At 57.2% G+C, this 11,868-nt stretch carries 8 protein-coding genes; 7 read left to right on the top strand and 1 reads right to left on the bottom strand.

All coding sequences use genetic code 11. The features are described 5' to 3' along the window. The first annotated feature begins 185 nt into the window (after positions 1–185). Positions 186–599 carry a hypothetical protein gene (locus TBK1r_RS24395; RefSeq protein WP_145216765.1) on the top strand — a complete coding sequence of 138 codons (414 nt, stop codon included), beginning with the start codon at positions 186–188 and terminating at the stop codon, positions 597–599. A 158-nt stretch (positions 600–757) separates the two neighbouring features. After that, the gene (locus tag TBK1r_RS24400) at positions 758–1,234 is read left to right on the top strand and encodes a hypothetical protein (RefSeq protein WP_145216768.1); all 477 of its coding nucleotides are present in this window, start codon (positions 758–760) and stop codon (positions 1,232–1,234) included. A 1,177-nt stretch (positions 1,235–2,411) separates the two neighbouring features. Here the strand turns inward: TBK1r_RS24400 and TBK1r_RS24405 are convergent. Beyond that, the gene (locus tag TBK1r_RS24405; RefSeq protein ID WP_145216771.1) at positions 2,412–2,747 is read right to left on the bottom strand and encodes a Rieske (2Fe-2S) protein; all 336 of its coding nucleotides are present in this window, start codon (positions 2,745–2,747) and stop codon (positions 2,412–2,414) included. 225 nt (positions 2,748–2,972) lie between these two features. On the opposite strand from TBK1r_RS24405, the gene TBK1r_RS24410 reads away from it, so the two are divergent. From TBK1r_RS24410 to TBK1r_RS24430, 5 genes are all read left to right on the top strand, one after another. Continuing rightward, a complete protein-coding gene (locus TBK1r_RS24410; RefSeq protein ID WP_419580351.1) occupies positions 2,973–5,783 on the top strand; it encodes a M16 family metallopeptidase in 2,811 nt (936 codons plus the stop codon). Positions 5,784–6,817: 1,034 nt separating this feature from the next. Next, positions 6,818–7,696: a glycosyltransferase family 2 protein gene (locus TBK1r_RS24415; RefSeq protein WP_145216773.1), complete on the top strand. Its 879-nt coding sequence runs from the start codon at positions 6,818–6,820 to the stop codon at positions 7,694–7,696. Positions 7,697–7,864: 168 nt separating this feature from the next. Further along, positions 7,865–9,157, top strand: coding sequence for a PQQ-binding-like beta-propeller repeat protein (locus TBK1r_RS24420; protein ID WP_145216776.1), 1,293 nt, complete (start codon positions 7,865–7,867; stop codon positions 9,155–9,157). A 211-nt stretch (positions 9,158–9,368) separates the two neighbouring features. Continuing rightward, complete coding sequence (locus TBK1r_RS24425; RefSeq protein WP_145216779.1) at positions 9,369–10,028, top strand: hypothetical protein; 660 nt, start codon at positions 9,369–9,371, stop codon at positions 10,026–10,028. Between the two features lie 3 nt (positions 10,029–10,031). Beyond that, a complete protein-coding gene (locus TBK1r_RS24430; protein WP_145216782.1) occupies positions 10,032–11,858 on the top strand; it encodes a hypothetical protein in 1,827 nt (608 codons plus the stop codon). Positions 11,859–11,868 lie beyond the last annotated feature (10 nt).

Here is an 11,868-nt window from a genome sequence, read left to right on the forward strand (position 1 = left end):
AGTTGGTTGACAACATGGATTGCAGAAAGTGGGACTTTGACGCATTCAAATGTCGCTGGACCTACGACTACGAGACTACGTTCGCATATTGGGTCTGTGCGATTGCGAGGGATCTTGAGGATCTTCCTCCACTGAAGGACCTGAGTTCTGCTATGACGTCTCAGTGCGATATTGAGGAACAAGCTGTGCATACAGACCGCTTCGAGATGATTCATCAATTCTCTCCTGGCATCCTGCGTTCGGTCATTCCCGTAAGCCTAGCCTTTAAGTGGTCCCCATTTCCGGCAGCAACTGAGCTATTCGGAAAACCTATCAAGCAGAAGTTTCAGAAAGATGACAGCAGGGCATTCGCGTGTGCTGTATGGAGGCCGCGGATAGTCGATCGCCGAAGAAGGGCGATCTCGAATGTTCATGAAAGACACTTCCGTGAATTGGTTCCAAGGTTGGTTGAACGGATAGAGAAACTCGACAGCGACTTTTTTATGGCAGGGATGATTGGCTGGGACTACCAAACGGCGAAGAATTACCCGATGTCATCGGAAACAGAAAAAGCCATGCGTGACTATGGCTACGTATATACGCAGCGAGCAATGTCTTAGAGTGCAACAAAGGGGTCAGGTTTTCTTTGCTGAGCAATTTGAATCAGAAAGGCCTGCCCACTTTGTTTTGCCTAAGGCTTGGCCCCGGCGAAGGTGACTAAACACGAGCAGCAGGCATGTGCCCTAGTCCAATCAAAAATGCATTCGCGATCGGTGTCATGACCGTTGTTGGCTTCTCCGCGTCCGCGTGCAGCTCGCATTCACCAACAGACCGCAGCAACGCTTACTCGGGCGAGGCGTCATCCAATCTCAATTTCTCCGCCTACGACATAAGGGAACTAAATGCGCTAGAGGAAACGGACGCTCTGTTTTTCCTGCTTTTTGTCCCCGATCGTCATCCCGCAACGCAAATGCACAAAGCTGAACTGCGGAAAATGCAATCGACAGCGAGTGAGGGCCTGGGAGTTCCAGCTGTAGCTGTCAGCTATGTGTTTGCTGTTTCCTCGCCTGATACGGATCTGCTACGTGAGTGGTCACCAGACTTAAGGATTCCGAAGGATCCTACCCTGGTGGTTTTTAAGAACAGGGAAGAGCTTGCGAGAAGATGGCTCGGCCGGGAGCCGCTTTCTGAAGCAGCTGAAGAGCTGCTGAGTCAATTGGAACACAAGCGAATAGAGGAGCAATTGAGTCAATGAAGTGCCCCCCGCTTTCCGATACACGCTTTTGAAACGATGGCTTGAATAATCGTTTCTGCTCGGATGCAACAAGGGGGTCACTTGTGGAGCGGTTGCATGGGAGCCAGCCACTGTTCATGGACATCGCCAGAGACGTCTGACGCAGTCGATTTCGGTCAGGTCGCAGTGTTCGGTAACGACTATCCACCGCCCTCCATATTGGGGAAGCTAGATGCTCTCTACAGTTGGCTCGATACTTCAGGTAACCCCGTGGGACATTCTCTATACACTACGAGATCAATCTCACGCGGAGATAATCGACGATACCGCTTCCTTTTTCATGAGGGTGTCAAGACGATTGGAAGAGAAGAACGAACTCTACGGCGTCTGCGGTCCAGTACTCGGCGACCAGGGACGATTTGCAAACTTGCTATGCAATTTGGTTGTTCGCACCGACAATGCAGACTGGGACAACACTACCCGTTGCGTAGCCAATTTCAAAGTCGGCCCAGGGCAAGTCGTAAGGAACAGCAATTGGAGCTATCGGCACACTAACGGCACAAGCATTCAAGGCTTTCCTGTGTATTGTTCAGTTGGCGAAGTGCTGGAAACTCCCGATGACTGCGGCGTTGGGTAGAAAACGCATCAATGGGGAACGGGGCTTTAAACCGCAGCCAACGTCACTAAAGGGAAATTGAATGCGGAGGACAACAGACATGAACGCAGGACCGAGTCAACTTCCGCCGAAACGCTTGGCCGCTTTACTCTACCGATCGAACGACCGCGCACCTTACCGGGACCAACGAGCGACGAAGGCACAGCGGGTAGGATACCCGTCGACTGAAACCCGTCGGGGACACGATGTCCGCAGCAGAACGATTAGAGGAAGCGGGAGCACAGTTTCAGGTTTCGAATTCCAGGTTCCAAGTTGAAAGAGAAGAAGTTCGAAGTTGAAAACCTGAGCGGGCCATCGTTCCGCGACCGGAGTGAGGGAGAGATCGATCGAGCGGAGCCGGCGGTTGACGGAGGCGATTGGAAGCGACCGAAGATTGGGGGTAATGCCGAGCGAAGCGAGCATCACCGACGCCGAGGGCGGAGCCTGAGTAAAACAGACGCGGCAGGATGCCGAGTTCGTCACCGAGTAGGGCGAGAGTAACCGCACGGGAGCATCTGCGACGTAAGCCGGGAACGAGCGGGCTTAGATCTGGACTTCCACGCGGCCGTCTCGCTCGCGTACCGGGAAGGTGCGTTGCAGCGGCTGGCGGTTGACGGTCTGGATCCCGGTGGCCAGTTCGTATTGCCAGCCGTGCCAAGGACAGGTCACGCAAGTCTTGCCGGCATCGGTTTCGGAGAGTTCGCCTTTGGCGACCGGGCCGCCTTGATGGGCGCACAGGCCGTCGAGCGCGTAGAGCGAATCCGCGTCGCGAAAAATGGCGATCACGTGCTCCCCCACCACGACCTCCATCGCCTGGCCGGCGGGAAGATCAGCGGCACTGGCCACATCGATCCAATCGTTCTGAGACGCTGATTCCATTGTTTTTTCCTTTGCGGGAGTTGCCCCAGTCGACGAGCGCCTGGCAGCGGCCGATCCCGGTACGCCTTCTCCACCCGCGGTTTTCGTGATTGGACCGCTACACCGGCGACCCGACGCTGCCCCAGCTATGTCCGGGCGGTGCCTTCGATACAATACTGCCACTGACACTTCAATGCGATCGCGACCTGCCGGTCCCACAAAAACTGGAAAAGACGGAGTTTGAAAGTGAAGCGAATCACCTGCCCCATCGCTGCGTCCTGTGTTGTCGCACTGTCCCTGCTGTCCGTCCCGGCAGTCGGGCAAGAAAGTGCGGCCACCGAAACATCGACCCAACCCAACGAAAATGACGGTGATCAATCACCCCAGGAACTGATGAAAGTCACCGAAATCGAAGGCATCTCAGAATACAAGCTCGAAAACGGCGTCCGCGTGCTGCTGTTCCCCGACGACAGCAAGGAGGTCGTGACGGTCAATATGACAGTCTTTGTCGGCTCCCGCCACGAGGGTTACGGCGAAGCCGGCATGGCGCACTTGCTCGAACACATGCTCTTCAAGGGGACCCCGGCGCACCCCTCGATCCCCAAGGATCTGACCGAGCGGGGCGCCAATTTCAACGGCACCACGTGGGTCGACCGCACGAATTACTACGAGACCTTGCCGGCCAGCGAAGACAATTTGCAATTCGCCCTGTCGCTGGAAGCCGATCGACTGATGAATAGCTTCATCAAGGGCGAAGACTTGGAAAGCGAAATGACCGTGGTTCGCAATGAATTCGAGCGGGGCGAAAATTCGCCGTTCCGGGTTCTGATGCAGCGCATCCAGTCGGCGGCCTACGATTGGCACAACTATGGGCAATCGACGATCGGCAACCGCAGCGACATCGAACGGGTGCCGGTGGTGAACCTGCGACGCTTTTATCGCAAGTACTATCGCCCCGACAACATTCTATTGATCGTTGCGGGGAAGTTTGACGAGGCCAAAGCGATTGAAATGATCGGTGATTCCTTTGGCGGGCTCATCGCGCCGGACATCCCGATCGACCCGACCTACACCACCGAGCCGCCCCAGGATGGTGAGCGAACCGTGGTGTTGCGACGCGTCGGTGACGTGCAACTGGTCGGAGCCGCCTATCACATTCCATCGGGCAGCCACCCCGACTTCGCCGCCGTCAAAGCCCTTTCGATCGTGCTGGGAGACGAGCCCAGCGGCAGACTTTACAAGAACCTTGTCGAAGCCAAAGTCGCCAGCAACGTGTACTCGCTCGCCTACGCGTTCGCCGAACCGGGATTGTTGATGGCGATCGCCGAAGTCCCCGAAGACCAGTCGATCGAAGACGCTCGCGTCAAGCTGATCTCGATCTTGGAGGATTCGTTCGCAGAGAACCCGATCACCGAACAAGAAGTCGAGCGTGCCAAGCAGCAAATCCTAAAGCAACGCGAACTCGAAGCGGCCAACACCGACAAACTGGCCGTCTCGCTGAGCGAATGGGCCGCCCAAGGCGACTGGCGACTCTACTTCCTGTTCCGCGACATCGTTGAAGAACTCAATGCGGAAAAGGTTCAAGCGGCCGCGCAGAAGTACCTGGTCCGCAACAACCGCACGGTCGGACTGTTCATCCCCAGCGATGATTCCCAACGCGTTCAAATCCCCGAGTCGCCGGATCTGCTGGCCAAGCTGAAGGACTACAAGGGACGCGAAGTGATTCAAGCCGGCGAGCAATTCGATCCCGATCCCATGAAGATCGAAGCGCGGACGCTGCGTGGAACGCTCGACAATGGAATCGAATACGCCCTGCTGCCCAAGCAGACACGTGGAGGATCGGTTTCCTTGTACCTGACGCTTCGTTTCGGAACCGCGGAAACGATGATCGATCGCTTGGGCGCCGTCGAACTGCTGGGCATCCTGATGGCGCGTGGTACCGAGTCGCTCGATTACCAGGCCCTGCAAGATGAACTGACACGGCTGCGAGCCGACATGCAGCTCTACAGCACCCCCGGATTGCTGCAACTGTCGCTGAAGACCAAACGCGAATACCTGACCGAAGTGATCGCGCTGATCGGCGATGTCCTTCGACATCCGCGGCTCAGTGGCGAAGAACTGGAAGTGATCAAACGCCAAGTCGTCACGGGTTTGCAACAAAGCGCGAGCGAGCCCACCGCGGTGGCCGCCCGAGCGGTCAAGCGGGCGATTTCACCCTACGGTAAAGATGACATTCGCTACGTCCAAACGCTGGACGAAGAAATCGAAATGTACCAGTCCGTGACCGTCGAACAGGTCCAGTCGCTGTTCAACGAGCTTGTCGGCGGAAACGTCGGCGAACTGTCCGTCGTCGGCGATTTCGATGCCGACGAAGTGAAGTCTCAAGTCGAAGAAATGCTTGCCGGCTGGGAATCCGATGTGCCTTACGTCCGCGTCGATCGCCCGGCAAACGCCGATGCAGAAGGCTCGCTTACGACGCTCAACACGCCGGACAAAGCCAACGCGTTTTTCTACTCGTCGCTGCAGATGGAACTGGCCGACACCGATTCGGCCTACGCACCGCTCGTGTTAGGCAATTTCATCCTGGGCGGCGGTGGACTGAGCAGCCGCCTGGCCGATCGCGTCCGGCAACAAGAAGGCCTGTCGTACACGGTGCGAAGCGGCCTGAGCGCACGGGCCAAAGACGACCGGGTTGATATGACGATCTACGCGATCACGAATCCGGAAAACAAAGACCGTTTGATGGAAGTGATGCGTGAAGAGATCGATCGGTTGAGAAAAGACGGCGTGACGGAAGACGAATTGGCCAAGGCGAAGTCGGCTTACTTGCAGGCCGAGCGAGTCCGCCGAGCCAATGACGGATCGTTGGCGAGCGAATTGATCCAGACGATGTTCCTGGATCGAACGATGGAAGCGGCCGCCGAGCATGACGAACGGATCGAATCGGCCAGCGTTGAAAGCGTCAATGATGCGATTCGCAAGTACGTCGACTGGGACAAACTGGTCAAGGCGGTCGCAGGAGATTTCGAAGCGAAGGCGAAGAAAGAACAGGAGTAAACGCCGATCAACGGCTCGTATTCCTGGACAAACTCGATGAGAGGTTCCTGGGGCGGCGCAACCCTCGCAAAGGCTCGGTTTGCTTGCCCCAGGCTAGGGAGATGCTTGCCTTTTGGGCGCATGCCCCTCGCTTCGCTTGCCCCTGCCTGCCAAGAGGGTGAATCGCTTCGGCCACCCGTTGTGGCACCGATCTTGATTGACAACGATCTTGATTGACAACGGCGCACAAAAAAAGGCCTTCCCTCTTCCATGAGGGTCGGCCCAGTTTTTGTCATTTTGCCTTCCGGGACGGCTCATCCTGAGCCGAAATCCGGACGACAGATAATCAATGACAAAATTGGAAGTTACTTTCCCTGTCGCAAATCCGGGGTCTGACTTGCCGGCTATCCCTTTCGGTGCCGTCTTCCAGGAATCAACAGCCTCCACATCCAGTGAGGCTGCTCCGAAGCAAACGCGTCCTTCGTCAACTTCAGATGATTGTCTTATGCGCCATCGCTCGCGGTGGGTAATGAAACGTGAAGGGGACGTCCCGTTGGAGACGCCGGAACTTCGCTGTCGGCAGGCCGTAGAGACCGCACCATGGCGAAGCGACAATGGCTCAGGTTGGTAGCACAAAGCGAAATCAAATTTCGCAAACGTGTTTGCCGAGTCACGACAAAACGTCTCCTGTGCAAGTGGTGAAAAGTCAAAAAGCAAACGCCACGTCGCGAACGACTTTTCCACAACGTGAGCGTCAGAGAAATGTGGCGACCTTCGATTGGAATGTCAACAACAAAGTTTGACGTCTGTGCAGTGTAGTGAAGCAGACTCGTTGAAAGTCTCGCGAATTACGAGACGAAACAGATCGTTTTTTTTTTCGAAGCGGATGCAACTGAATTGCGCTGATGCTGATTCGTGTTGTGCGCGAGCCAGATTGAAATCCAAGCGACCACTTCCATTTCAATGGCTTGGTCAATGAGTCAGTGCGAAGCTTCGTTGGATCGACTAACATTGCTCAAGCTGTCCGGTTTGCTTCGCGTTTCTCAGTCAACTTCATGCACGATCCCGCCGATGATTCGCCGATCCATCCACCCAACCGGTTAGACGTGGTCGCTTCGAATGATACCGATGGCGAAACCAATGATGGCTCGTTTTGGGGGACTGACTATGTTCGCCGGATGCGCGCCGAACTGGGGAAAGACGCCTGTCGTAAACTCGCCATCTTTGAACTCCCCGAAGGATTCTTGTTGTCGGTTGTCGTTCCGGTGTTCAACGAAAGCGGGACGGTCACTTCGGTCGTCGATCGTCTTCGCGCGACCGGCTTGCCGATGCAAATCATTTTGATCGATGACGGCAGTAAGGACGGAACGCTCGAAGCGATGTCAACACTCGAGCACGATCCTGACGTCATCGTGATCGCACACGAAAGGAACCGTGGCAAAGGCGCGGCGATTCGCAGCGGCTTTGAACAAGCCACCGGAGACATCGTGGTGATTCAAGACGCGGACCGTGAATACGACCCGTCTGATTTTCGCTACCTGCTGCAACCGCTGATTGCCGGAGAGGCTGACGTGGCGTACGGGACCCGTTACGGTCACTACGATCGCCAGCTTTCCCCCTGGTGGCACCAGACGGTCAACGGGCTGATCACGCTGTTGGCCAGTATCGCCATCGGCATTCGCTTGAGTGATGTGGAGACCTGTTACAAGATGGTCCCGCGGAAGCACCTGCAGAAGATCATGCCCGATTTGCAGGAGTGTCGATTCGGGATCGAGATTGAATTGACCGCCAGGCTGGCGCGACTGGGGCTGCGTTTTACCGAGCGGCCGATCCGCTATCAGCACCGCTGGTACGACGAGGGCAAGAAGATCGGTTGGCGGGACGGGGTCGGGGCGTTGTGGTGCATCGTCAAATACGGCTTGTTTCGGCGTTAACGCCATTTGAACCGACCAGACGATGGCGACGATTGGCGAGCGCGGTCGTCGGTCAAGGATTTCGCAGAAGATGTGTCCCAGGGTTGCCCGCTGGGTGAAAATTCTGGTTAAAATCAGACTCCATCCACTCGGCCCCCCAGCCACCCAGTCCCACCGAACGGTCCCTCCATGCCAGCCTTTCCGCCTTCCCTGGTCGCGTCTGCCGGCGATCAGTCGCCTCGCCGTTTTGCCAAACATGTCCTCGCCAGCCTCTTCGGATTGGCCCTCGTGTGCAGCGCCGCGCCCTCGCACGCCGACGACTGGCCCGGCTTTCACGGCCTGGAGATCGCCGGAGTGCTTCCTGAGGCGAAACTTCCCGACGGCTGGGAGAAACAAGCGTATCGCTGGACCGTCGATTTGAAGACACGTGACGTCGGTTCGATGGCGATTCAAAACGGACGCGTTTATCTGCTCTCGATGTCTCCGGCCAAACAGACGATTCGATTGATGTCGTTCAATCTGCAGTCCGGTAAAGTCAACTGGTCGCGAGAGTTTCCTCAAGCGAAGAATCATCTGCACAACCGAAACACACTTGCCTCGAGCACGCCGGCGACTGATGGCCAATACGTCTACATCGCGCACAGCGATCGCCAGCACACGTGGCTGAGATGTTTGGACCATCAAGGCAACGAGATCTGGCAGCGTGACTTCGGCGTGGCGCAAAGCCAGCACGGGTTCGGTGTCTCGCCCACCGTTCACGGCGACATCGTCGTGCTGAATTTTTCACAACAGGCCGAACGGGTCGAAAACGGCCAGCCCGGCACCAGTCGTATCATCGCGGTCAATCGTTCGACCGGCGAAACGATTTGGCAAACGCCCGTGACCTCGACGCGTGTTTGTTACGGCACACCGGTGATCCGCGACGGCAAAGTGATCTGTGCCAACACGGGAGACGGCATTTATGCGTTGTCGCTTGAAACCGGCAAGATGCTTTGGCGACTGCCGGTGTTCAAGATGCGTTGCGTCAGTTCGCCGATCGTCGCCGGTGACTTGGCGATCGGATCGAGCGGCAGCGGCGGCGGCGGCAACCATCTGGTCGCCGTGCGGATGCCCGCAAACGATTCGGACGAGCCGCAAGAGGTTTACCGGATTGAAAAGGCCGCTCCCTACGTACCGACCTCGATCGTGCACGACGGCATGTTGTTCTCCATCGACGACAAGGGCATCGCGTCGTGTTTTGATGTGGCTACCGGCGACGTCCAGTGGACCAGTCGTATCGGCGGGACATTCAGCGCGTCGCCGATTCTATTGGGGGATAAGGTCCTGGTCATCAACCTGAACGGCGAGGCGACGGTACTTCGTGCGGCGCGACAATTTGAAAAACTGAGCGAAATTAATTTGGGCGGACCGGTCGGTGCGACGCCCGCGTATGCCAACGGACGCTTGCTGCTGCGTGTCGGTACCGAACTTCGCTGCTTGTAAGAACAGCTTGCAAAAACAGCGCGGCGCAATCACGTCAACTCGGCGGCGTCATCAACCGATGCGTTAAAGAATCCAAGCACCCTCCATTTCTGCTAATCTGTTAGGAACACTTTTCTTTGGGGCGCCTTTCCCGGGTCACTTCCGTTTGCCGCATTGCGAACGGGACGCCCGGCATGTGCTCAGACGCTGCTTGATTCCTCCGGTGCATTTCATGAACGTCACGTCTGCCCACCGCCGTCGCGGTTCGACGCGGGTTGCCAATCCCATCGTTTCGTGCGGACCGGCTCGCCGCGTCCCGTTGCTACTGCTGATGCTCTGCTTGCCGGCTCTATCGGCGTGCTCCAAAGAGAAACTCAAGGATCTTGCCGACACGGTGCAAAAGGAAGGCGAGAACCTGGTCAAGGAGAGCAAGAAGATGACCGATGCGTTGGTCGAAACGGCCAAGGAGGAATTGCCGGAAACAGGCAAGATGGTGATCAAGACAACCGAGCCGATTGAAATCGATCAAGCCGTCGTCACGATGCATGTGGTCGGCGACGGTCGGAAAAATTCGCTGCAAATCACCAGCTATCCGCCCGGGGCCGAGCACACCTCTGCTCCGGCCGTCTTTCTGCACTGCACCACAACGGTTGAAACAGTGGCGTTGCTCGCCGGGAAGTCGCTGCCGTGCAATCTGTTCATCGAACCCAAGGCCGGGGCGGCGATCGCGCGGAATGAAATCGGTCGCCCGGTCTCGGTCACCTTCGGGTCGATGAACATGCAGGAGAAAACGATGACGGCGACGATCGAGCCGTGCACGTTGATCGGTTCAGACGATCAACCGCTGGAGATTGCCGGTGGTGAAATCTTGGCCGTCGTGGAGGGGAACTGAGCGATGAAACAGAAACACTTACCGATCTGGCAATGGCAGCGAAACGTTGCAGCATCGGTTGTCGCGGTATGTCTGGCCTGCGGGTTCACCACGGGCGCTCGCGCCAACCCGAGCACCCAAGATCCCGAAAAGCCCCTCAAGGCGCACAACACCATTCAGGGTGCTGAAAAGCAAATCCAGGCGATGTACGGCAAGTTCGCCGAATGGGAGGAGTTGGTGATCCGCAGCACCGAAGCGGCCAACGCCGGACGACGCTTTCCGCATCAACAACTTTCCAGGATTTATCCCGAAGTCTATCGCGGCATTTGGTACGCCGACCACCTCATTGCGATGGGCGAACCAGCCGGCGAGGATCTGAAGCAGAAATTTGCAATGCTCCACAAGGCGATGCAAGTTTTCGCGCAACGGCTGATCGAGTTTCAGCCCAAAGAACTTGCAGTGCTGCAGAACCAGACCACGCAACGTCAAAAGACGATGGCCCGAGCCGCGGAACTGGCCGGAAAGGGAAAACTCGCCGAAGCCGAACGACAAATCCAACCGTTGCTGTTGAAACAGCTTTCGAGTGTTTTTTATCTCAACAGCTCCGTGAGCAGGCCGTTTCAGAATGAGGTCAACGTTCCGTACCAGGACATTCTGAACCGGCTCAATCGCGAGCGCCGCAAAGACTATCAAGCAAGAGCAGCCGCCAAGATCCAAACGTACGCCGAAGCCGTCGACATGCTGAAGTCCGAATCGACTCGTGTGGCATCGGAGCTGAAACAAGCGCCCACGGTGACACTGGCCGATGGCAAAAGCGGCGATGCGGCCGCGGCGATCGAGTACATCACGATGCTGTGGGGCAATGCGTCGGCCGCCGTCACACGCAGTGTTGCGACCGCATGGGCGTTCAGTGACGGGGATGTCCAAGCGACCGCCCAACCGTTTCAACAAATCATGGACCAAGTCGAAGCGACGGGCAACGCGGCAATCGTCAACGTTTTGAACTCCGCCGCCCAGTCGACTCCCCCAATTCAGCTCGCCGCGTTGTATCCGAACGTGCTTCGCGCCTTGTCCAAGCTCGACCGACGGCTGGTCGGTTCGCTGGACCCGAGCGTCGTGACTGCCGTTGAACAACTGGCTGCCAAGCATGCCCCGCTGGCCGAACACGTCAAACGGTATTCCCTCGCCACAGCAGAACCGACGCGTTGGATGCAACGCTATGCATCACAGCAGGTCCAACACGCTTCGGGTGGTTACCCGTTGGCGTCGAACCGATTGAATCGCGACGAGACGCCGGAGACGACGGTGGCACCGGCGATCTATGGGCCGCAATCGACACGGTCGCGGGTGCTCACACCCGGTGTACTCTCTTCCCCTGCCAGCTGGATCGTCGGCGATGCAAAGTCGATGTTGGGCATGAAGATGAAAGACGAGTCGACGGTGCGACTTTTGCCGACAGCCAAGATGACGATCGTTCCCCAGGATCCTCGGCATTACACGAGTGTGTCGGCTTCGATTCCGATTGACCCGTACGTGTCGGAGTTGCATGATTGTTTGTTGCTCGATGCTTCCCACGGGCCATTGGACTTATCCGCCGCCGACGCGCAGTCGTCCGCGGAACTTCAGGAGTTTCAAAACGTCGGCGGGCGGATCGCTCGGTTGACGCTGGAGCCGTTTGTTTCGCGTTTCGCGACGATGCCGGACCAGGCATCCGCGTTGGTGCCGCTGAACCGATTGCCCAGCATCGACGCTCGGGGCACGCCGATCGACAAGCTGATCTGGCGTGTCGATTTAGAACCGGACTGGGTCGCGCATCGAATGTTCGTCGCGGTCGGCGCATCACCGCAGTGATCGACGCCGG

Source organism: Stieleria magnilauensis (assembly GCA_007753675.1).
Taxonomy (GTDB): Bacteria; Planctomycetota; Planctomycetia; order Pirellulales; family Pirellulaceae; genus Stieleria; species Stieleria magnilauensis.